A 21603-nucleotide genomic window follows, 5' to 3' on the forward strand; every position below is an offset into this window, starting at 1 on the left:
TGATGGTTCCCCCGCCGTCGCTCGTTCAAGACCACTCCTCCTGGTGTTCGGCCGACGGGTCGGGCGGGGGGCCGCCGTGCGTCCACGGTGTCTCCTCGCGCGGCGGGAGTTTGGCGGGCGGCCCGCCGAATCCGCTGGGGGAGAAGCGGGCGAAACCGATCGGGTCGCCCTCTTCGGGCACGCTGCCCACGGCCGGATTCTTGCCCTGACCCATCCCGCTCACCAGCTCCAGCTGGACCACATCGTCTTCGACCGCGACCACTTCGGCTTTCTGCGCGGGCCGGTCGATCCGGAAGAGGGTTTCGCCGACGCGGCCGCGGAACGGATCGGTGGTATGCACCCAGACGTAAGGCCGCGGTACCTCCCGCGACTTCGGTTTCGCCCGCCGCTGCGGCTCACAGTCGGTGACCGTGCCCTGGAACGCCTCGCCGACGAGCCGGTATTCGATCAGCACGCGCGGATCGTCGAACGCCCGCTGCGCCTGGAAGGTGTCGAGTGCCTGTTCCTGTTTGAGCAGCCGCCGGGTCGCCGAGACGGCGGAGTCGCGGCGGGCCTGCGGATAACCCTCCGGGATATCGGAGACGAACCAGGAGAACGCCGACCGATCGTCGGTCCAGCGCCGGTCCACGCTCGCGCCCTCGGGTAGTTCACGCAGCAGCTCCACCGCCCGCCACATCAGCCGCCAGGTGGGTTCCAGCTGGCCACGCAACGCCTGCTCGAGTCGTTCGGTGGCAATGACTTTCGCCCACTCGTGTTCCGCACTGTCGTAGGCGGCGATCAGCGGTGCCAGCTCTTCGTTGTCGAATCCGGGATCGGTGGCGGGCCCGGCGGGCGGTGAGGCGAGCGGATCCTCGGCGAGGGCGGCGGCCTGTGCGCCGGTGAGCCCGGCGGGCGGGTCGATCCAGCCGAGCAGGGCGGCCAGGTTCGCATCCTCCAGCGCCGACTGGCCCGACGCCCAATGCGCGGTGAGCACCGAGGTCATCGCCAGGCACACACTGGATCCCGGAAAATCCGAGCGGTCACCGAACCAGGTGAGCCAGCGACCCAGCAGCGGCAGCGATTCCGGGACGGCGTTCTCACCCTCGGTGCGATGGAACCGCACCGAACGCCCCAGCAGCCGCAGGAACTGCACACCACCGAGATTGGGCACCAGCAGCTGCGGGGCATCCAGATAGCGCAGATAGGTTTCGCCGGTCGATTTGACCGTCAGCTCCTCGGCGTCCTCGCAGAACGCCGAAATATAGGGCAGCACACGGTCGGCCAGCTGTTCGATGAAACGCAGGCGCAGAATCCGGTCGCGCGGCTGCGCCACGAGCAGCACCGTCGAATCCTCCGGCGCCGAACCGAGCATCACCGCCAGCGGCGCCGCGGCCTCACCGGCCAGCCGCAACGGAACAAGCACCAGCGGACGGTCCGCGAGGTGGTAATGCCGCCGGGCGGCAATGGGCTCGGCCCGGCCGGTCCGCGCCGCGGTCGCCTTGGCCAGCGCGCTCAGCACGCTCATACTGCCGCCTCCGGGCTCGACCCGCTCATCCCGCGACCTCGAGGCGCAGTGTCTGTGCCTGGCGCAGCATCTCCGCGATATCGGCGTGCTCCGGGGCGGGGTCGAGGGTGCCCTCGGCGAGCGCCAGCACGGTGTCCAGGTTGTCGATCCCGCCGAGATCGTCGCAGACCCCGCGGCCCAGCGTATCCACCGACCCCTGTGCCCGGGCCTCGGCGCGGCAGGCGAATGCGAGCTCACAGCTGGACATACATTCCGGCGCGTACCGGGACGGAATCGCCGAGACGGTATCCGACAGCCCCTCACCCGGTGTGAACGAGGCGCCGGCGGGCACCAGATCCAGCAGGGAGTCGATGGTGGTGAGCCGCGACAGCTGCCGCCCGATCACCGCGAGCTGTTTACGCAGATCGAGTTTCGCCGCGACCGGCCGGTTCGTGAAATCTCGCGCGGCCACCAGGATCGATTCGTGCGCCACATCGTCGGGTGAATATCCCAGCTCGCGCAATAGTTCCCGCATCGCCAGCACGTATACCGCCGATTGCCGTGCCGCCGAGGCCACCTGGGCGGGATCGGCCTGGCCGTCGACGATGGCGAACGATTTGATTTCCACGACGTAGAACTTTCCGCCGATCTGCAACGCCACCACATCGGGTTCCAGATAGGCGGTGGCGCCGGCGATCTCCAGGCGCAGCATCGGATGGTCGAACAGCGTGCCCTGCCCCGAGCTCAGCGCTTGCCCCAGTAGCTGTTTCGTGCGCTGGTAGCGGATGGAGTTGGTGGCGTTATCGCCCACGGTCGCCAGATCGTGGTAGCCGACTTCCGGAATGCTCAGTCCCAGTTCTTCACGCAGCAGCCGGAGCAGTTCGGCGCAACCGTGCGATTTCACCATCGCCTCGAACGAATTGCCGCGGGTGATCGCGAACGGCGACTGGCCGAACTGCGGCGGGAACCCCAGTTCGCGGGCGATCACCGTTTTGTCCACGGCCGCGGCGTCCAGCAGCGCCCGGCGCGCGCACCCCGGATTCGCGGTGAGCGCCGCGATGGTGCGGGCATTGTGCCGGCTGGCCGGGGCCGCGCCGCGCAGCTCGTCCAGGCGGTCGGTCAGGGAATTCTGCGCAAGCGTCATCTCAGGCCTCGTTCCTTCGCCGTCCGGCCACGGCCAGCCGTGTGCCGAACAATTGCGCCGCGGGGTCCGCCAGTTGCCGCTGTGCCCGCTCCGCGGCGTCGGCCCGCTGCTGTATGTCGTCTTCTCTGTGCACCTCGAGTTCGCGTTCCGCGGCCGCCAGCACCACATCCGGGTCGATCGCGGTCCCGTCGGTGGCGCCCGGGATGGAAACCGCCAGCTGCCACAGCACCCGCTGTCCCGCGGCGGTATCGCCGTGATCGGCCAGGTGCCGGGCCAGCCGGGTCGCGGCGGTGAGCAGATCCACTCGCGGACTCAGCGGCCCGACCATACGTTGCGCCGCCGGCCAGGTGCTCACCGCCAGCAGCCCCCGCGCCGGCGCCAGCAGATCCGTCGTGAGGGCCGCGCAGATGTAGTACGGGCGGGCGTACGGGGCCGCGCGGAAGGACCGCTCCTCGTCCCGGCGCAGGCTGGTGAGGCGGGCCGCGACGAGGTCGCCCGAGAAGAACGCCTCGTGCACCGCCAGCACGAGTTTCGGGGCGGCCGGCACCGACAGCAGGGTGAGCGCGCGGTGCACATGTTCGCGCACCGGCACCGCGCCGGATTGCTGCCGCGGGGGCACGGCGGGGCCGGGTGTTCCGAGAACTGCTGCGTCCCATTCTGCTTCGGCGGTACGTAATTCGGCGCGCAACCGACGCGCCGCCGTCCGGTCACCGGACCCGGCGGCGCGGCGCACCTGGGTGCGCAGCTCGGCTATGCGCTGTTCCAGCGCCTCGGCGGTGGGCATGGAGGAGAATCTAGGGCGCGTTTCCAGGGAAGTCCAGTAAATGCCAGTATTTGCCGCGGTATGTCGGTCGAATTACCGGATTCCGGAAGCTGCCTACTCCATACTTTTGGGTATGTTACGGTCGCGACCATGGTTGCGGCCGAGCCGGACAGCACACCCGGAATCACCCAGAACTTCGTCGATGCGCTGGCCGAAAGAGCCCAGGCCGCAGAACAATTGCGCCGCCTACCGGACCAGACTCTCGCCGATGCGGTCGCCTCCGGATTCCTCGAATATCTGGTACCGAAACGATTCGGCGGCCGCGAGGAGAAATTCCCCGCCATCCTCGACCCGATCCGCCGGATGGCGCACGGCTGCGTCTCCAGCGCCTGGACGCTGGGCTTCTACACCCTGCACAACTGGCTACTGGCCCTGTTCCCCGAACAAGCGCAGGTCGAGGCGTACGGCAGCGGCCCGTTCCTGTGCCCCGCTCCGCTCGCGCCGACCGGTCGCGGGATCCCGGCCGACGGGGGTATCACCCTGTCCGGTCGCTGGTCCTGGGCCACCGGTGTGATGGGCGGGAACTGGATCATGGTCGGCGCACTGTGCGGTCCCGACGACGGCCTCTACCCGGCCCTGGCGTTGCTGCCCGCCGCCGACATCACGATCGACGACGTATGGCATACCGAAGGTATGCGCGCCACCGGCTCCAACGATGTCGTGATCCAGGGCGCGCACGTCGGCGACCACCGGCTGGTCCGCTCGTTCGATATCAACAGCGGATCGGCCCCCGGCGCCGCCCTGCACGACGCCACGACCTACCGCTGGCCCCTGGTCCCCGCCCTGGCGCTCGCTGCCTCGATGCCCGCCCTCGGCGCCGCCGAACGAGCCACCGATATCTACGCCGACCGCCTCGAAGGCCGCATCCTCCTCTACGAAGGCGGTGCCCGCCAGCAGGACAAACCCATGGCCCGAGCCCACCTGGCCCACGCGCGGGTGCGGTTACGCGCCCTCCGCGGCCTGCTCGACGATACGGTCACCGAAATCGAATCCCTCCTCGACGCCGGCACCCCCGTTCAGGTCCCGGTTCGCGCCCAGGCCCGCCTCGCCGCCGCCTATATCGTCCGCGAATCCCGCACGATCATCGCCGATCTCCTGCACGCTTCCGGCGCGAGCGTCCACTTCACCGACCACCCGATGCAACGCCTGAAACGCGATGTGGACGTACTGAGCGGCCACGTGGTCTTCGACTACGACACCACCTGTGAACTCGCCGGCGCGACCGCCCTCGGCCTGAAAGCCCCCCGCACCGCACTCCTCTGAGCGCGGTCTCACCAGGGTCGGCCGGCAGGCAGCCCGGTCAGCAAGTGCATCGGCTGGGAAACGACCCGCTCCACGAATTCGCACAGGATCGGTGCCACCGGCATTGCCGCCGCCGGTGCAGCGCTCGCAGCGCCTGGTCATGCCGGCACTCTGCCGATATGCCTCAGCGGTAGTCACTCAGGCCGTCTGCCAGTTCCTCTTCGTCGCCGTCGCGTACGGCGTACAGGGCTTGTTGTAGCGCGAATGTGCCGCGGATCGCGGCGATGCGGCCGGCGAGTCCGCTATCCGGCCAATTGCCCAGGGTGAGCACTCGGTCCAGGAGCTCGTTTCCGTAGCTTGCGCCGATGGCTGCGAGGTCCTCGGCCGGGTCGCTCAGCGCGATATCGTCCCAGTCGAGCACTCCGACGAGTTGCGGCAGGCCATGTTCCCACTTCCACAGGACGTTCTCGGCCCCGAGGTCACCATGCACCACTGCTCGGGTGATGTCGGGCAGGCCGCCGAGCACGGCGAGTTCCTGTTCGGCCCGACGGCGCCCGCTGTCCGACATCAGCCCGAACAACTCTGCGCGGGCGTCTTCCGCGAACCGCCGCCATCGGCCTTCTGATGCGCGCGGCAGAATTGCTCGCACTTTTTCGTCTGTGCCGGCACGGACGAACCTGGCCAGCAGTGTCGCATACTGCTCCGCTACGGTTCCGGCCACATGAGAATCGTCCAGCGCAGCGGTTTCCAACGGCTCCCCGGGAACGCGGCTGAGCAGCAGGAACGGCGTCTCGTCGGTGCTGTCGATTCCGTCGTGCGTCAGCGGCTCAGGTGTGCGGACGCCGAGGTCGAGCCCGGCAAGTGCGCGCAGAGTGTCCGCCCGTTCGGGCAGTCGTGCGGCCGCTGCCCGACTGCGGGGAAGGCACACCACGCGATCAGAGCCGATGACGACATCGTGGAATTGGCCTTGGCGCAGGACAAGACCGTTGCGCTCGTCGTCAGGTAGCAGGCGACTCAATAGGACATGATGCGTCGTAAGGACGTTCATCATGCGTCCTCGAGGTCCGGTCGGGTGGTGTTGCTGCGCGGTGTGGTTCGGGGCTCGTGGGCCGATGGGCTGCTCGACACTAGATGATGCCGCCCGCCCGCAACACTTCCAGTTCGTCGACGGCCTTGCCGAGTAAACCGGTGTAGACGTCCTCGTTGTGCTGACCCGGCCGCGCCGAGCCCGCATTGCGAATAGTCCCCGGCGTCGCCGACAGGACGGGAATCACGCCCGGACCCTTCACATTCCGGGATATGCGCTCATCGTAGTGGTCGGCGATCATCCCGCGGGCGTTGAGTTGCGGGTCGGTGACCACTTCGGCGACCGTGTTGATCGGGCCGCTGATCACACCCGCTTCGTTCAGCAGGTCGATGATCTCCCGAGGCTGCCGCTGCACCGCCCACTCGCCGATGATCTTGTCGAGTTCGTCCTGGTGACGACCCCGTGCCGTGTGGTCGACGAAACGTTCGTCGGTGGCGAGTTCCGGACGTCCCATGGCCGCACACAAGCGGCGGAAGACCGTGTCCTGGTTGGCGGCGATCACCACCCAGCTGCCCTCGGCGGTGCGGTAGATATTCGATGGGGCGATCCCTTCCAGGCGGGTGCCGGAGGGGCCGCGGACCACGCCGCCGACGTCGTAGTCGGGGAGGGTGGATTCCTGGACGGCCAGGCAGGCCTCGGTGAGGGCGGCGTCGACGATCTGGCCCTCGCCGGTGACCGTCCGGCGGTACAGCGCCGCCAGGGCGCCCTGCGCGGCGAACATCCCGGCCAGGCTGTCGCCGAGGGACAGCGCCAGGCGTGGGGGCGGGCCGCCGGGGAAACCGTTCATATGGCGCAGCCCGCTGGTGGCTTCGGCGACGGAGGCGTACCCGGCTTTCTGCGCGTCCGGGCCGGTCTGCCCGTAACCGGACACCCGCACCAGGATGATGCCGCGATTACGTTCCCGAAGCACGTCGTAACCGAGACCCCACCGTTCCAGCGTCCCCGGCCGCAGGTTCTCCACGATGATGTCGGATTTTTCCGCCAGCTCCAGGAACAGATCGCGGCCGGCGTCCTCGCGCAGGTTCAGGGTGACGGCCTTCTTGTTCCGGGCATGCACGGTCCAGAAGAAATGGTGGCCGTCGAGTTCGGCCTGGCCCCAGGTGCGCAGCGGGTCGGGGGCGTCCGGCGGTTCCAGTTTGATCACCTCGGCGCCCATATCGCCGAGTAGCCGCCCGGCGAAGGGCCCGGAGATCAGGGTGCCGATCTCGAGTACGCGGATACCGTCCAATGCGCCGGTTGTCGCGGAGTCCATCACGGAATTATCTCATTCCGCTGGACCGAGATCGCGGGCCCGTAGCCAGCCGTCGACCAGGCCGATCGCTTTCGCCAGCGGTTCGCGCTGGTCCGGGCCCAGGTAGTAGTGGTTGGCGCCGGGGATCTCGTGCAGTTCCTTGTCCGTGCAGCCGAGGGCCTCGTAGATGCGGTGGGCGTGCGAGGGGGTGCAGACATTGTCGGCCGCGTTGTAGAGCACCAGTGCCGGCACGGCGATATCCGGGCCGCAGGCCACGGCGTCACCGCGGGCATCGTCGATACTCCACTGCGACAACCAGCTGCGCAGCGTGCTGAACCGGGCGAGACCGAACGCGCCCATATTCACTTCCTGCGGTTCACCGAGATACGACTCGCCCGGCGTGCGGTCGTTGGGGTCCAGCGCCGGGTCGAGGACTGTGGGGTCGGCCATCGTGCCGTGGACGACGAAACAGTATTCGTCCTGCGGGCGTTCGGAGGCCTGGATGGTGGCCAGTTTCTCCTTCACCCAGGCCGTGATCCGGCGGTTGCGGTCGTGCTGCGCCTGGCGGAACCGGGCCACGAATTCGGGGCTGTACGGCGGTTGGTTGGGATTGTCGGGGTGGTAGAGGTCCAGTTCCGGATCGCGCCGGGTGGGGTCGGCTTCGTCGAGGATCGACGGGTCGATGCATTCGGTGAGTGTGTGGTGGCGGCTGATATGGGCGGCCATGAGCAGGATCCCGTCGGCGGGCGGCAGATCCAGTTCGGTGAGGTCCGGGCCGTCGCCGGAGGGGCTCGCGGTCACCGTCGGATGCTGGGCCTGCTGCTGGTAGTACACCGACAGCGATCCGCCGCCACTCCAGCCCGCCAGCACCACCTTCCGGTAGCCGAGCCGCTGCTTCGCGTCACGAATACATTCGCCGAGATCCTGCACTACCTTCTCCATGAGCAGTGCCGAATCGGCGCCCCGGTAACGGCTGTTGCAGACGATGATGTGGTGGCCGGCCTTGGCCAGCGAGGTGACGATCGGCAGGTAGGTGCCGCTGGAGACCGGGTGCATGAGCACCAGCACGGTCTCCGAGTCCAGGCCGGCCGGTTTCACCAGAATCGAATCGAGCGTGACCATTTCGGTGAGGCCGCCGTAGGCGTCCCGGGTGCCCGAGGTGTTCGCGTAGGCGATCACGTACGGGGTGCGTTCGACATGGTGCGACATTGGGTGCCTGCCTTCGTCTTTCGATACGAGAGTTCCCGCCGGGGCCTGCGTTACGGGCACGGTCGACTGCGGCCGGGAGGAGAGAGGTCCGGTGCGGTATCAGTGCGCGCCGAGGTTGTTCGCCAGTACTTCCGGGGAGGGGATGAGACGCCGGCGGGTATCGACGGCGATCGTGGTCCAGCCGATATGGCTGATCTCCTCCCGCTTACGGCGCGCCCGCTCCCGCATCTTCTCCGGCGCCCCGTGGTGCACGCCCTGCGGTGCATGCGAGATCAGCCCCGGCGGCATCGGCACGCCGTACATATCGCCGCCGTGGAAGAACGCGATCTCGTCGTAGTCGGCATTGCGGTGATACCAGGGAATCGTTTCGGTACCCGGCGCCGATTCGGCCCGTTTCGGCAGGAAGTTCATCACGTATACGCCGGTGGCCTGCATGAACAGATGCACCGTGGCGGGCAGGTGCACCGTATCGGAGAGGACCACGTTGTAGTCGGCGATATTGAACGTGAACGGGAAATTGTCGCCCTGCCAGCCCACCACATCCAGCGGATGATGCGAGTAGAACAGCGAGGTCGGGCCACCGTCGTGGATCAGGCGTACCTCGTATGCTTCGCGCCCGTCGTCGTCCATGGCAGCGGGCTCGGGGATCGTCATCCGGTTCGGGTCGAACGGGAAGTGCCGGCCCAGCGGCCCCGCAGGCGGAACGCGGAACTCCTCGGTCGCCTCGACCATGAGCAGGGTCGTCTCGCTGTCGGGCACCTGCCGAAATGTGCATGCCTTCGGCACGTACACCCAGTCTCCTTCGCGGTAGCGAAGGGGCCCGAATTCGGTTTCCAGCAGTCCGGAACCCTTGTGCACGAACGAGAGCAGGTCGCCGTCGACGTGACGGACGAAGAACGGCATCTCCTGGGCGCGCCGGCTCAGCGAGATCCGGCAGTCGGCGTTGGAGAACAGTAGCAACGGGGACCCGGCGGCATCGGCCGAGTCGGTGGGTTTCAGTGCGTCGGCGAGCACATCCACCGGGGCGAGCGGGCCGGTCGCGGTGTAGTTCACCGGATCGTTGCGCCGATACAACTGCGCGGTACGCCCGGTGAAACCGCCGCGCCCCAGCTCGTCGTCCTTGAGCCCGCCGAGATCGGCGTGCAGCCGGTCGGGAGTAGTGCCTTTCCGCAGGTGCACAAAGGATTCCATAGCAGCATCCAGTCCTCGTCGGGCGCTGCGGCGGAGGCGGGCGCGGGCCGGGCGGAGCCGCCGCGATCCCTTGTCCCCGTAGCGCGAAGTGGCTGGGCTCACAGTCGCAGATAAATTGATTGCAGTCAATATAATCGCGGCCATGGATATCGCACCGGAGCCGCGGGGGCCGCGCAAGGGACGGGGTAGACCCCCGGCCGGGGAAACACCCGCCTCGGTGGACGAGATCCTGGCGGCCGCGCTGCGGGTTTTCGCCCGCGACGGGTTCACCGGCGCTTCCGTCGCGGCGATCAACCGGGAACTCGGCGTGAGCCACAACCTGATCCACCAGCGGTTCGGATCGAAGGAGGCGCTCTGGTACGCGGTCGCGGACTGGATCTTCGCCCACGCGGTCACCCTGCTGAAGATCCGCCCCGAACGCACCGACCTGTCCCCGCTGGAAGAATTCCACGCCGGAATCGTGCGGTTCCTCGAACTACAGGCCGGCTACCCCGACGTGGTGCGCCTGATCAGCACCGAAGCGGCAATCGAAAGCCCCCGCCTCACCTACCTCTACGACCGGCACATCCAGCCGATATCGGTCCTGCTCGCCGAACCCCTGAAACCGCTGCTGCAACGCAAGATCCTGCGCCGCGACGATCTGCGCTCGCTGCACTTCCTCATCGCCCACGGTGCCACGGCGCCGTACGCTGCCCTCCCGCTGGCGACCCGGATGTCCCCGTCGGACCCGCTCGGGAAAGCCGCGGTGCGCCGGCACGCGAGGCTGGTCGCCGACACCATTGTCGCGGGCATCGAAGCCCGGATCGCGCGAGCGGATGAGTCGCCGTGATTTCGCGGCACCTCCGGGGCGAGGCCGGTCGCGCGATCCGGGGTCAGGCGGCGACCCGGTCGCCGGCGAGGAAATCGTCGACGAAACCGGTCGCCCTGGCCTCCAGCGCGGCGTAATGAGCGTCGCGCGCGGCGCCGGTGAGGGCTTCATCCAGCAGCAAGTTGCCGTCGGCATCCAACCGCTGCGGTTTCTCCTCCGCGCCGGGCAGCAGCCCCACCGAGGAATGCGTCAGCCCGCAGTAGTAGGCGATACCGTCGTCGAGTTGGGCGCTCAGCGCCTGCTGCATCAGGCCGACCACCTCGTCGTCGTCGGCCGCGCCGGCGAGGCCGAGCCACAGCATCCGCTTACCCGCCAGCCGGGGCTTGCTGCGACCGTAGGCGAACCCGTAATTCCACACCCGGTCGATCCAGCCTTTGAGGATTGCCGGGACCTGCATCCAGTACACCGGGAACACCGCGACGATCACATCGGCGGCGAGGATGCGACGCATATGGGCTTCGACCTCGGGGGAGTAGGCCTTTTCCCGGTTGTTCCAGTCCGGCAGGTCGGCGTCGGTCATCCGGGGATCGAACTTCTCGGCGGTCAGGTCGAGCAGGTCGATCCGGTAGCCCGCGTCGGTGAGCCGGCGGGCGGTTCGGCGGGCGATATGGGCGGTCAGCGAATCGGGTCGCGGGTGGGCGACGACGACCAGTGCGGTGCGAGCGGTCGCGGTGTCCTCGGGCGGGGTGTGTGGCACGGAATCCTCCAGGGTGATCCGATTTCTCGGCTGTTCGGTCGGTTCCATTCCACCCGGAAACAGCTGGACGATCTATGGCTGAAGATCCACATTCGATAGGAATTCGTCTACGCTCCACGGTGTGGACCCATTGAGCAAACTGCTGGGCGGTATCCGGGCCGAAGGCGCCGTACTCACCCACGCGGTCCTGGAGGCGCCGTGGACCATCCGCTTCGCCGACCGCGCGCCCCTGACGATGATGACCGTACTGCGCGGCGGCGGCACCCTGCTCCTGCCCGACGGCACCGAACGCCGGATCACCGCCGGGGACACCGCGATAGTGCGCGGTTGCGAACCCTTCCTGCTCGCCGACCGCGCCGATTCGGTCGCGCTCCCGCACGCCGAATACGAGATCGCCTGCTTCACCGGGGACCCCGTATGCGAAGCCGCCCTGGGCGACGGGCAGTGGGGTAACGATCCCGCAGGGGAAACCGCCCTGATCGTCGGTGCCTATCGCGCCTCGGGTCGCCGGCACGAACGCCTTCTGCGCGCGCTACCGCCCGTCCTGGTGGTCACCGACGATGCCGAGACCTGCGCCTGGATGGCCTCCATCGCCGCCGACGCGACCGCCCGCCCCGCCGGCGCCCAGGCCATGATGGACCGCCTGCTCGACTGGGCACTGGTGTGCACCCTGCGCGACTGGTTCGACGGTCAGGACACCGACGCACCGGGGTGGTACCGCGGCCCCGCCGACCCGGTGGTCGGCCCCGCCCTGGAAGCTATGCACAGTCACCCCGCCGCGGGCTGGACGGTGGCGACCCTGGCATCGAAAGCCGGTGTGTCCCGGGCGCTGTTCGCCAAACGCTTCACCGATGTCATGGGCCAGTCACCGCTGGCCTACCTCACCGAATGCCGGATGGACGAAGCCGAAGAACTCCTGGCCGATCGTGATCTCACGGTCGCGCAGGTCGCGAAGGCCGTCGGCTACGCGGACGCCTTCGGTTTCAGCGCGGCCTTCAAACGGCACCGCGGACTGCGACCCACCGATTTCCGCGGCAAGGTCGCCAGTTTCTGAAACCGGCGGTGCACCGGAGCGCGCAGGCGAGTGCTTCTGCATACGGTCGAGCTGCGTTCCCCGAGTGCCGCCGGCGACAAATCTCCAAGCCCGTCCACGCTGCAGCCGCCGATACTCACGTCTATGAACATTGAGCAGATCACCCCGAAACTGGTCGTCGAGGGCGCCGATAAGGCGATCCCGTATTACCGCGAGGTCTTCGACGCGGTACTCCGGCGGCGGGACGAGGCCGGAGGGCGGGTCGTCTTCGCCGAACTCGGTCTTCCCGGCGGGGCGAGTTTCCAACTCAAGGACGCCGACGAGATCGACAAGGACCCACTGCGGCTCGGCGGACGCGGCCTGCTGCTCACCGTGGTGGCCGACGATCCCGATCGGCTCGCCGAGCGGATGGCCGCCGGTGGGGGAGAGATCGTTTTCGAGGTCGCGGATCAGTCGTATGGGATGCGGCAGGGCCGGGTGCGGGATCCGTTCGGACACGAATGGATCGTCGGCCGGCCGATCCCGTCGGAGGCCGGGTAGCGCCCGGTGCCGATATCACTCCCTGTGCGCTGCGCGGATTTCGTCCTGGAGCTGCCGGTCGTCGTCCTGGAATGAACAGCCCGTAGTCGCTGTGCTCGGTCAGCGTGTATCCATGAAGTGGCGCCGGGGGAGCATGAGATGTGCGGGGGCGGAACAGACCGAACCCCGGACCGCCGAGTGGCGTTCCGGGGTTCGGCGGCTCGGAAAGCAATGGTCCTGAGCCTACGCAGATTTGGGGTGGTGCAGTACGTCCCTCACTGAAGTGGCCGCGCCGGCGACCCGGGGCCGAAATCGTCCATGGAGGTGCGTACGGGAGGGTGCTTAGTCCGCAGGGTTCTGCGTGCCGGAGGAACCGGCAGCCAGCAGCTCCAGCAGCGGGCCCAGCGATTCGGCGGATCCGGTGCCCGGGGCAGGTTCAGTCCCGTCGATATGTGCGGCAGCGGGCGCCGTCGAGGCCTCGGTGCCGGCCGACCCGGTGGCCAGCAGCTCCAACAGTGGACCGAGCGATTCGGCGGATCCGGTGCCCGGGGCGGGGTCAGTCCCATCGATGGGGGCCGCTTCGGTCAGCTGCACCGGCGCGGCGGAGGCGACACCGGCAGCGCCGGTGAGACCCGCGGCAGCAATGGATACAGCAGCGGCAAACGTGCGAAGACTATGTCTCACACCTGTTCCTTTCATTGTTGTCCCACGCAGGGACAGTTGTGGTTACGTCCCCTTATGTCTGAGAGAGTGCGAAGTGTTACATCAACTTCTCGCATTTTCTTCCGGCCGGACTTTGCTTCTGATTGCCCGGCGAACGCCAATAACGCTGTCCCCGAGTAGAAATAACAACCCCGAATTCAACGCAAGACCCTGTAAGTAGGGGCCGTTGATCATGCATACCTGCTATAACTGTCGCCTCCGATAGCAAAGAGGGCAGCGAACACTGCCCGGAAACCTGGCCGTCCTTGTCGCTGATGCCACCGGCTCGCGATCGGTCTCATCCGACGAGTTTCCGGTGGCAGCCTCCGGATCGCCGCCCCAGCAGGACCAGCAGGGTTTCGAGGTGGCGAAGAACCTGCCCCGGCCGGCGGGAGTCTGGTTAGGCTGAACCCCTCGGGGACAACTGTGCTGGTCCTTCGCGTCCGGCACCGATCGGGACCAGCTGCGTGCGGGGTGCGGGTGGAGCTTCTGCTGTGGGAGCATCCCGAACCCGTTCGACGTGCCGACGGGAGGGACGATGTCTGCGAGGGTTCCGGGACGAGACCGTGAATGCGAACAGCTCGACGAGTTGCTCCGCGCCGTTCGTGCCGGGCATAGTCGTGCCCTGGTGATCCGGGGCGAACCCGGTATCGGTAAAACGCGGATGCTCGAGTACCTGGTCGGTCGCGCATGCGGGTTCCGGATCGCTCGGGTCACCGGGATCCAGTCGGAAATGGAGCTGGTGTTCGCGGGCCTGCACCAGCTGTGTTCACCGATGATCAGCGAGCTGGACGCGCTGCCCCCGCAGCAACGTACGGCGGTCGCCGCGGCGCTGGGACAGGGCGGTGAGCCCGCTCCCGATGGTTTCCTGGTGGCGCTCGGTGTACTCGGCCTGCTGTCGGAGGTGGCCCGGGAGCGGCCGCTGCTGTGTGTCGTCGACGATGCCCAGTGGCTGGATCAGACGTCGATGCAGGCGCTGGCGTTCACCGCCCGCCGTTTGGTCGCCGAATCGGTCGCCGTGGTTTTCGCGGTCCGGTCGGCTCCCGGCGGCGTCGAGTCCGACCCGGTGGAGCCCGCCGGTGTACCGCAGCTGCTGCTCACGGGGTTGAGCGACGACGATGCCCGCGGGCTGTTACGTGCGACGATGCCCGGCCCGTGGGACGAGAAGGTGCTCAGCCGGGTCGTCGCCGAAACCCGCGGCAATCCGCTGGCCCTGCTGGAACTTCCGAAGACGGCGAGTCAGGTGGAACTGTCCGGTGGGTTCGGTCTACCGGCCGCGCGGGGTGTGAACACCCGGATCCGGGCGGCGTACCTGCAGCGGGTAGCCGCCCTGCCACCGGAAACCCAACGGTTTCTGCTGATCGCGGCGGCCGATCCGACCGGCGAGCCCGCGCTGCTCTGGCGCGCCGCCGACCATCTCGGAATCCACCTCGGCGCGGGTGAGCCGGCCGTCGCCACCGGCCTGGTGGAGATCGGGCACCGCGTCGGGTTCGCCCACCCTCTCGTTCGGTCCGTCGTCTACTGGGCGGCCGAGCCCGATGCCCGGCGCGACGCCCACCGCGCCCTGGCCGCGGCAACCGATCCGCATACCGATCCCGACCGCCGCGCCTGGCATACCGCCCACGGCGCGGCCGGCCCCGACGAAGCCGTCGCGGCGGAACTCGAGCGTTCCGCCGTGCGCGCCCGCGTGCGCGGTGGTCTCGCCGCGGCCGCCGCGTTCACTGCGCGAGCTGTCGCGCTGACACCCGACCCCCGGCGCCGCCGCGACAGGGCGCTGGTCGCCGCACGCGCGAACCACGAGGCGGGAAACCCGGACACTGCCCTCACTTTGCTGACACTGGCCGACACCGGCCTGCCCGACGATCGGTTACGCGCGGAAGCCGAGCTGGTGCGCGCCCGGATCGCCTTCGCCACCGACCGCGGTATCGCGGCGCCTGCCTTGCTGCTCGACGCTGCGCGCCGGCTCGCTGTGCACGACGCGGACAGTGCCCGGGAGACCTATCTCGAGGTGATCGACGCCGCGATTTTCGCCGGTCCCAAGGCGTACCGCCGTGGACAGTACGAGGCCGCCGTCGCGGCTCGCGCCACCGAGGCCCCGCCCGTTCCGCGTCCGGCCGATATCCTGCTCGACGCATTGGCCACCAGGATCCTCGACGGGCACACCGCGGCCGTACCCGCTCTCCGGGATGCGTTGCACGCGTTTCGCCGATCGCCGCTGTCCCCGAACGAGGCATTGCGCTGGCTGTGGCTCACGTGTGTGACCGCTGTGGGCCTCTGGGACGACGAGACCCTGTCCGATCTGAGTATCCGGAATCTGGAACTGGTCCGAGCCACCGGGCGAGCTTCGGCTCTCCCCATCGCCCTGACTCTGCGCAGTGTCGTCCACATCCTCGACGGCGAGCTCGCCGAGGCCGAATCACTGGCGGCCGAGATCCAGACCGTCTCCGAAGCGGTTTCCGCGGCGGCTCCCGTCTATCCCGCACTCCTCGCCGCGGGCTGGCGGGGCCGCGAAGCCGAATGCCTCGAGCTCAGCAGACGCGCCGACGAAGGGGAGCAGCGCCGCGGGGAAGGTATCGGCCCGGTGGTCGGCGGCTATGCGCGCGCCGTCCTCTACAACGGCCTGGAGCGGTTCGCCGAGGCAGCCGAGGCCGCGCGGGCGTCGAACGAAGAGTATGTGCAGTTGGAGGTGGGGATCCCCGTCTGGTCGCTGGTCGAATACATCGAGGCCGCCACCCGCATCGGCGCCACCGACCGGGCATTCGACGCCCTGGTCCGGCTCACCGAGGTCACCCGCCCCAGCGGGTCCGACTGGGCCATGGGTATCGAGGCCCGATCGTATGCCCTGATCAGCGACGGGCCGGGGGCCGAAAACCGGTACCGCGCGGCACTTTCGCATCTGGCCCGCACCACGCTGCGCGGCGAACTGGCCCGCGCCCACCTCCTCTTCGGCGAATGGCTGTGCCGTGAGCACCGCCGCCCCGCCGCCCGTGAGCAACTGCGCACGGCCCATGAAATGTTCACCGCCATGGGCATGGCGGCCTTCGCCCGCAGGGCCGCCCGCGCCCTCGTCTCCACCGGCGAGAACCTCCGTGAACACCCCGCCGAGGCCGGCAACGACCTCACCGCCGACGAGGCGCAGGTCGTCAAACTGGTCCGGGAAGGGCTCACCGACCGGGAAATCGGGGCCCGCCTGTTCATCAGTCCCCGCACGGTCGAATGGCATCTACGCAACGTCTATCCCAAACTCGGCCTCCGATCCCGGCGCGAGCTCGAGGCCGAGGCCCGGCGGCCGCGGTGAATGCGGCCGGTTGACGGTGTTCACTTCAGCGGGTCCGGGTGGCATGCCCTGGCATCGACCAGCTGGCCAGCATGCGGATCGCCTCCCGGGACGCGCTACCCGGTTCGGTCGTGTACACGTACAGGGTCTGTTCCGGATCACCCGGCAGGGTGAGTGTCTCGTACTCGACAGTGAGTTCGCCGGCCACCGGGTGACGTAACCGTTTGGCTCCGTGGGTGCGTTGTAACACCCGATGTTCGCGCCACCACTGCCGGAATTCGGTGCTCTCGCTGCTCAGCTCCTCGACGAGGGCTCGCCCGGCCCGGTCGTCGGGATTGTTGCCCACCTCGAGCCGCAGGCTCTCGACCGCGGCGCGGGCCTGCAGTTCCCAGTCGGCGAACAGGGCTCGCGGCTCATCGCCGAGGAACATCCAGCGGGCGTAGTTGCGCTGTGTGGCGGGCATCGCGGCGAAGTCGGTGAACAGGGCGTTGGCCATCCAGTTGCTCGCCAGTACGTCGGATCGGTTGCCGAGAACGAGGGCGGGGATCCCGTCGAGGGAATCGAGCAATTGGTGGACCCCGGGGCGGACCCGCTGCACGGGGACGCTGCGCCGAGCCCGGCCGGTGGCAGGCCGTCCGATCAGATGCCCGAGGTGTGCCCGGCCGGCGGCGTCGAGATCGAGGGCGCGCGCGATGGCGTCGACGACACCGGCCGTGGGAGTGATCCGGCGTCCCTGCTCGAGCCGGGTGTAGTAGTCGGTCGATACCCCGGCCAGCAGAGCGACCTCCTCGCGGCGCAGACCGGGCACCCGCCGGATCCGGCTGTCGGTCGGTAGGCCGGCGCGGGCGGGGTCGATCTGGGCGCGGGCGCGCCGCAGGAAGTCGGCCAGTTCCCGATTCGGCTCGCTCATGGTTCGGATTATCCCGGACCAGGTACGGCGGTGCCTGGGTCGCGCCGTCCTACGTTCGTCGATCCCAGGTCCGGGTGGGCTAGATATAAGGCTCTGAACAGGGGGGATTGCCACCAAACTGGGGTCAGCGCGGGCCTCGGCAGGAGGCTCGCAGAGCGAAGGAGTGAAGGAAGAATGACCGCATCCGCACCCGCCACCTGGTTCGTGACCGGCACGTCCCGGGGGCTCGGACTGGAACTGGTGAAGCAACTGCTCGACCGCGGCGACAATGTCACGGCCACCACCCGCAGCGCCGAACGACTGTATGCCGGGCTGGCCGGAGCCGACACCAGCCGGCTGCTCGTACTCACCGTCGATCTCGCCGACGAGGCACAGGTGCGCGATGCCGTGCGGCATACGCTCGACCGCTTCGGCGCAGTGGACGTGGTGGTGAACAATGCGGGCTACGGCTATCTGGCGGCCATCGAGGAGGTATCCGACAGCGCTGCCCGGCAGATGTTCGACATCCAGGTCTTCGGGGCATGGAACGTCCTGCGCGCGGTACTGCCGCACCTGCGCGCTCGCGGCCGGGGCCATATCGTCAATATCTCGTCGATCCTCGGCCTGACCACGATGCCGGGCTGGGGCCTGTACAGCGCGGGGAAGTTCGCGCTCGAGGCGATGAGCGAAGCGCTGGCGGCCGAGGTCGCCGATGCCGGGGTCCGGGTCGCTCTGGTGGAGCCCGGCTACTTCCGGACCGATTTCCTCACCACCGATTCGCTGGCGCTGCCTTCGGTCACTACGGGCGGTTACGAGCCGATCCGGGAGATGACCCGCGATCATCTGGCGCTCCAGGGCACGCAACTCGGTGACCCGGTGCGTGGCGTCCACGCGATCCTGGAACTGGTCGACCGTGGTGACGGGCCACTACGCCAGGCTCTCGGCTCCGACGCGCACGCGTTCGCATCGGCGAAGGTGGAGTCACTGCGTGCGGATCTCGAAACGGGTAAGGATCTGGCCATGAGCACTGATTTCCCGCAGTATCTGTGAGCAGCGCGCAGCCCACGGCATCGTCGACTCGGGCCGAGCGTCCACCGGGGGCAGAAACCTCATCCAGCGGCCGGCTCGACCACTCCTTCCTCCATCGAGTGCGGCGTAGGATTGCGGGCGTTAGAGGTTGCCCCTATGCAACAGCGATGGTGGGTGTGGACAGCCGCGTTCCTGACGACACTGGGGATGTGCGCGGTGGTCGCGTGCGGTAATGGCACCCAAACCGACCGTGCTCCTCCCGTCCCGGGCACAACCTCCCCGGTAGGGGAGCCCGTGCTGGTCGCGAAGATAGACAACAGTCCGCAGGCACGACCACCGGTAGGGCTCGAAGCCGCCGATGTGGTCTACGTCGAGCCGGTCGAGGGTGGTTTGAGCCGGTTGGCCGCCGTGTTCTCGACCCATCAACCCCCGGTGATCGGACCTGTCCGAAGCGCGCGGGAAACGGATCTGACGCTGTTGGCGCAATTCGGCAATCCGACACTCGCATCCTCCGGTGCCGCACCTGAGCTACTTGCCTCCGTCGATCGCTCCTCGCTCCAGAACGCCTCGGCCGAGCGGCTACCTACCGCGTACTTCCGCGACTACAGTCGCGCCGCACCGCACAACCTGTTCGTCCGCTCGGAACAATTGCCCGAAGGCGGCGACTGGCCGCAGGCTGCACAACTGCATTTCGGACCTACGCCGCCCGGTGGCCGGCCCACGCAACATCAGGAAGCGCGGTATCAGAACGCGGTGATCGGTTTCGACTGGTCACCCGGCGACCAACGGTGGTTGGTATCTATGGACGGTGCCGCCTACACCGCTGCCGATACCGGACAGCTCATGGCAAGTACTGTCGTGCTACAGAGCGTGCAGGTGCGCAACTCGGCCATCAGCGACGTCGCGGGGAGCGTCTCACCTCTGGCCGAGACGACCGGTAGCGGTCCGGCGCTCGTACTGCGGGACGGTCGAGAATTCCCGGCCTCGTGGTCCCGGCCCTCCCCAGAGGCGGGCACAACCTATACCACCCCCACCGGAACAGCCATCCCCTTCGCGCCCGGGCAGGTCTGGACAATCCTGGTTCCAGCGCAGCTCTGGTAACCGGGACGGCGCTGCCCCCACCAGTGCTCTACGCCGACGGCCGGGTCACCCCCGCAGTTCAGTGCATCGCCGGAGGATCGTATTTGGGCTGGTAGATGGTGATCTCCCCGGCTCCCGGAACCTTGACGCCCACCGCGATACCCCAGCTCTGCTCGACCGGCGGACCGGAGAACTCGGCGCCTTTCGCGGACAGTTCGCTCATGGTCGCGGCGAGGTCGTCGCACATGAACGACACATCGAAGCGTTGGTCGGTGCCGCCCACCTCGCCCTCGTATTCCCACGAGCTGGGGTGTGCGCCGAGCTCGCTGGGGCCGGTCTTGAAAATCAGCCATCCGCCCCCGGTATCGACCCCCGGCAGCCCGAGCACATCACGGCAGAAGGCGCGAGCCGCCTCGGGATCTTCGCAGTAGATCAAGGTGTGCAGCCCGGTGAGCATGGACCGAGCGTACTCGCGTACACACGCTTGCGGCCCGACCCGCAGTCATGCCTTGTGTCGCCTCTGCCGGACTACCGAAGCGGCGGTCCAGGCCGCCTTCGCCGCGGCGTCGGAATATGAGTGGAGTACCCCGTTCCCGCCCTCACCGTCGCGGATCCGCACCCGGTTGTGTGATGTGCGCTGTGCACTTTCACCTGTGCGCGTTGCTGGGCTGCGATGTGGGTAGGGGAGTCGAACCCCTCGCACTGCCCTCCGTGCGCCAGGAGGTGACCGAATGCCCGTCGGTCCAGCGGGTCGGTGCGCGCCTCCGTGCCGGTTACCTGCTCCACTGCTCTGCTCAGTCCAGGAGGTCGACCTCCCAATTGGCCCGCTGGATCCGGACGTCCAGTTCACGCAGTTGCGCGGCGAGCCCGTCGGCCCGGGTGCGGAGTTCTGCGACCGGTAGCGCGGACAGGATCTTCAACTCCGACCGTAGCTGCCGTGTGTAACCGCCACGGTTCTTGCCCGCAGCAGCGTCCGCGGCGTCGGTGATCACCGAATGCTGTAGCCGGAGTGCGTCCCGGCGGGCGAGTGCGTCGGTCAGCGTCCCGTCCGCACCGATATTCGTGGCGGCGTTGGTGCGGTTGATCCGACGGACCAGTACCTCGTATTCCGCGAGTACCGCGCCGGCTTCCTCGAGCAGCGCTGCGGCGTCCTCGGCGGGTTCCTCGCCCTCCTGGTACCGGCGTTGCCCACGATCCGGGTGCGCAATTGTTCGACACGACGCGCTGCGTCCGCACGCAACGACAAAGCCTCTGCCAGCTTCATTTCCCCCTACTTTCGATTCCGGCGACGAGCTGTCGATTATGGCCTACGGCCCCCTGTGATCCTATTCGGTACAAGTGCGCGCTGCTGTCGTTCGTACCGTGTTGCCTTGCAGCACATTCGCGTCGGCTACGCACGCAGGCCGTTTCAGGTACTCAGTTCCTGTCCCAGTTCGGAGAGTTCATCGGCGGCGGCGCGCCCGCGCCCAGCTCGAACCCGGCGAGGCCGGCCAGGTCAACAGTGACATCGGTCATCAGGGCGTCCCCGAGTGCAGATGACCACGCGGATCAGGTGTCGAACAATTGCAGGTGCACGAACCGGGTCGACGGGTCTCGTTCGTCCACAATGATGTTCCGGTTGATCGTTTTGCCCTCAGCGTTCCGGAAGGTATCCGCCGCCCTCAGTATCGACGGGGAGGCCTCCAGCGGGGGACCCGCGATGGTGGTCTCGGTGACGCTGTAGGCCTTGGTCAGTGGCGTGGAGAATTTCGATGCGGCCAGGAGTTGTTCGAGGCCATGCGGGTCCGTCGACAGGGCAAGCCGGTAGAGCGTGTCGATCCCGTTTTCGGTTTCGGCGTCCAGCACGGCGGCGTTCCCCGGGATGACGATTCCGGCGAATTCGGAGGCTTCCCTGACGATGTCGGTGGCGTTCGCCGCCCGGCTCGTTACGGTCCGGCGGCCGCTGTCCTGGCTTTCGTTGCCGCATCCCGTCATAGCTACCACCACGGCCACGAGACCGGCTAGCCTCCCCTGTTCGTGCAATTCCGGCACGTAGTGCCGGAATTGGCGAAAGGGTGCTCTGACCTGCGATAATCGATTTGCTTAAGACCAAAAATCGA

At 68.0% G+C, this 21603-nt stretch carries 19 protein-coding genes and 1 pseudogene; 7 read left to right on the plus strand and 13 right to left on the minus strand.

Features of this window, described 5'->3' with window-relative positions; genetic code table 11:
• Nucleotides 1–25: 25 nt before the first annotated feature.
• Genes ACFWPH_RS31385 through ACFWPH_RS31395 form a run of 3 tightly spaced genes read right to left on the minus strand, consistent with a single transcriptional unit; the run spans nucleotide 26 to nucleotide 3411 of the window.
• A complete protein-coding gene (locus ACFWPH_RS31385; RefSeq protein ID WP_378755853.1) occupies nucleotides 26–1504 on the minus strand; it encodes a hypothetical protein in 1479 nt (492 codons plus the stop codon).
• A gap of 25 nt (nucleotides 1505–1529) precedes the next feature.
• Nucleotides 1530–2627 carry a hypothetical protein gene (locus tag ACFWPH_RS31390; RefSeq protein ID WP_378755854.1) on the minus strand — a complete coding sequence of 366 codons (1098 nt, stop codon included), beginning with the start codon at nucleotides 2625–2627 and terminating at the stop codon, nucleotides 1530–1532.
• Between the two features lies 1 nt (nucleotide 2628).
• On the minus strand, nucleotides 2629–3411 hold the full coding sequence (locus tag ACFWPH_RS31395) for a hypothetical protein (protein ID WP_378755855.1): 783 nt from the start codon (nucleotides 3409–3411) through the stop codon (nucleotides 2629–2631).
• A gap of 129 nt (nucleotides 3412–3540) precedes the next feature.
• Here ACFWPH_RS31395 and ACFWPH_RS31400 point away from each other — a divergent pair, with 129 nt between their 5' ends.
• Nucleotides 3541–4713 carry an acyl-CoA dehydrogenase gene (locus tag ACFWPH_RS31400; protein ID WP_378755856.1) on the plus strand — a complete coding sequence of 391 codons (1173 nt, stop codon included), beginning with the start codon at nucleotides 3541–3543 and terminating at the stop codon, nucleotides 4711–4713.
• Nucleotides 4714–4876: 163 nt separating this feature from the next.
• Here the strand turns inward: ACFWPH_RS31400 and vph are convergent, their stop codons facing one another.
• The 4 genes from vph to ACFWPH_RS31420 all read right to left on the minus strand — a co-directional run bounded on the left by vph (nucleotide 4877) and on the right by ACFWPH_RS31420 (nucleotide 9410).
• A complete protein-coding gene (vph, locus tag ACFWPH_RS31405) occupies nucleotides 4877–5740 on the minus strand; it encodes a viomycin phosphotransferase (protein ID WP_378755879.1) in 864 nt (287 codons plus the stop codon).
• Nucleotides 5741–5819: 79 nt separating this feature from the next.
• Entirely contained in the window at nucleotides 5820–7031 is a 1212-nt protein-coding gene (locus ACFWPH_RS31410) for a CaiB/BaiF CoA transferase family protein (RefSeq protein ID WP_378755857.1), read from the minus strand.
• A gap of 12 nt (nucleotides 7032–7043) precedes the next feature.
• Nucleotides 7044–8219 (minus strand): serine aminopeptidase domain-containing protein, encoded by a 1176-nt coding sequence (locus tag ACFWPH_RS31415; protein ID WP_378755858.1) that lies wholly within the window; start codon nucleotides 8217–8219, stop codon nucleotides 7044–7046.
• Between the two features lie 99 nt (nucleotides 8220–8318).
• Nucleotides 8319–9410, minus strand: coding sequence for a homogentisate 1,2-dioxygenase (locus ACFWPH_RS31420; protein ID WP_378755859.1), 1092 nt, complete (start codon nucleotides 9408–9410; stop codon nucleotides 8319–8321).
• A 142-nt stretch (nucleotides 9411–9552) separates the two neighbouring features.
• Here ACFWPH_RS31420 and ACFWPH_RS31425 point away from each other — a divergent pair, with 142 nt between their 5' ends.
• Nucleotides 9553–10239, plus strand: coding sequence for a TetR/AcrR family transcriptional regulator (locus ACFWPH_RS31425; RefSeq protein WP_378755860.1), 687 nt, complete (start codon nucleotides 9553–9555; stop codon nucleotides 10237–10239).
• Nucleotides 10240–10282: 43 nt separating this feature from the next.
• Here the strand turns inward: ACFWPH_RS31425 and ACFWPH_RS31430 are convergent, their stop codons facing one another.
• The gene (locus ACFWPH_RS31430) at nucleotides 10283–10975 is read right to left on the minus strand and encodes an NAD(P)H oxidoreductase (protein ID WP_378755861.1); all 693 of its coding nucleotides are present in this window, start codon (nucleotides 10973–10975) and stop codon (nucleotides 10283–10285) included.
• A gap of 121 nt (nucleotides 10976–11096) precedes the next feature.
• Between ACFWPH_RS31430 and ACFWPH_RS31435 the strand changes: the two genes are divergently transcribed.
• Nucleotides 11097–12029 (plus strand): AraC family transcriptional regulator, encoded by a 933-nt coding sequence (locus ACFWPH_RS31435; RefSeq protein ID WP_378755862.1) that lies wholly within the window; start codon nucleotides 11097–11099, stop codon nucleotides 12027–12029.
• Nucleotides 12030–12152: 123 nt separating this feature from the next.
• Nucleotides 12153–12548: a VOC family protein gene (locus ACFWPH_RS31440; protein ID WP_378755863.1), complete on the plus strand. Its 396-nt coding sequence runs from the start codon at nucleotides 12153–12155 to the stop codon at nucleotides 12546–12548.
• A 321-nt stretch (nucleotides 12549–12869) separates the two neighbouring features.
• Here the strand turns inward: ACFWPH_RS31440 and ACFWPH_RS31445 are convergent, their stop codons facing one another.
• Nucleotides 12870–13211, minus strand: coding sequence for a hypothetical protein (locus ACFWPH_RS31445; protein ID WP_378755864.1), 342 nt, complete (start codon nucleotides 13209–13211; stop codon nucleotides 12870–12872).
• Nucleotides 13212–13767: 556 nt separating this feature from the next.
• Between ACFWPH_RS31445 and ACFWPH_RS31450 the strand changes: the two genes are divergently transcribed.
• Nucleotides 13768–16527, plus strand: coding sequence for an AAA family ATPase (locus ACFWPH_RS31450; RefSeq protein ID WP_378755865.1), 2760 nt, complete (start codon nucleotides 13768–13770; stop codon nucleotides 16525–16527).
• 25 nt (nucleotides 16528–16552) lie between these two features.
• On the opposite strand, the gene ACFWPH_RS31455 is transcribed toward ACFWPH_RS31450, so the two are convergent.
• Nucleotides 16553–17416: a helix-turn-helix domain-containing protein gene (locus ACFWPH_RS31455; protein ID WP_378755866.1), complete on the minus strand. Its 864-nt coding sequence runs from the start codon at nucleotides 17414–17416 to the stop codon at nucleotides 16553–16555.
• Nucleotides 17417–17590: 174 nt separating this feature from the next.
• Between ACFWPH_RS31455 and ACFWPH_RS31460 the strand changes: the two genes are divergently transcribed.
• Both ACFWPH_RS31460 and ACFWPH_RS31465 read left to right on the plus strand, forming a co-directional pair.
• A complete protein-coding gene (locus tag ACFWPH_RS31460) occupies nucleotides 17591–18445 on the plus strand; it encodes an SDR family NAD(P)-dependent oxidoreductase (RefSeq protein WP_378755868.1) in 855 nt (284 codons plus the stop codon).
• 135 nt (nucleotides 18446–18580) lie between these two features.
• Nucleotides 18581–19525: a DUF3048 domain-containing protein gene (locus ACFWPH_RS31465; RefSeq protein WP_378755870.1), complete on the plus strand. Its 945-nt coding sequence runs from the start codon at nucleotides 18581–18583 to the stop codon at nucleotides 19523–19525.
• Between the two features lie 58 nt (nucleotides 19526–19583).
• On the opposite strand, the gene ACFWPH_RS31470 is transcribed toward ACFWPH_RS31465, so the two are convergent.
• From ACFWPH_RS31470 to ACFWPH_RS31480, 3 genes and pseudogenes are all read right to left on the minus strand, one after another.
• Entirely contained in the window at nucleotides 19584–19961 is a 378-nt protein-coding gene (locus ACFWPH_RS31470; protein WP_378755871.1) for a VOC family protein, read from the minus strand.
• A gap of 337 nt (nucleotides 19962–20298) precedes the next feature.
• A pseudogene (locus ACFWPH_RS31475) lies at nucleotides 20299–20768 on the minus strand (DIP1984 family protein).
• Between the two features lie 284 nt (nucleotides 20769–21052).
• On the minus strand, nucleotides 21053–21478 hold the full coding sequence (locus ACFWPH_RS31480; RefSeq protein WP_378755872.1) for a hypothetical protein: 426 nt from the start codon (nucleotides 21476–21478) through the stop codon (nucleotides 21053–21055).
• Nucleotides 21479–21603 lie beyond the last annotated feature (125 nt).

This window comes from Nocardia sp. NPDC058499 (genome assembly GCF_042719915.1).
Taxonomy (GTDB): Bacteria; Actinomycetota; Actinomycetes; order Mycobacteriales; family Mycobacteriaceae; genus Nocardia.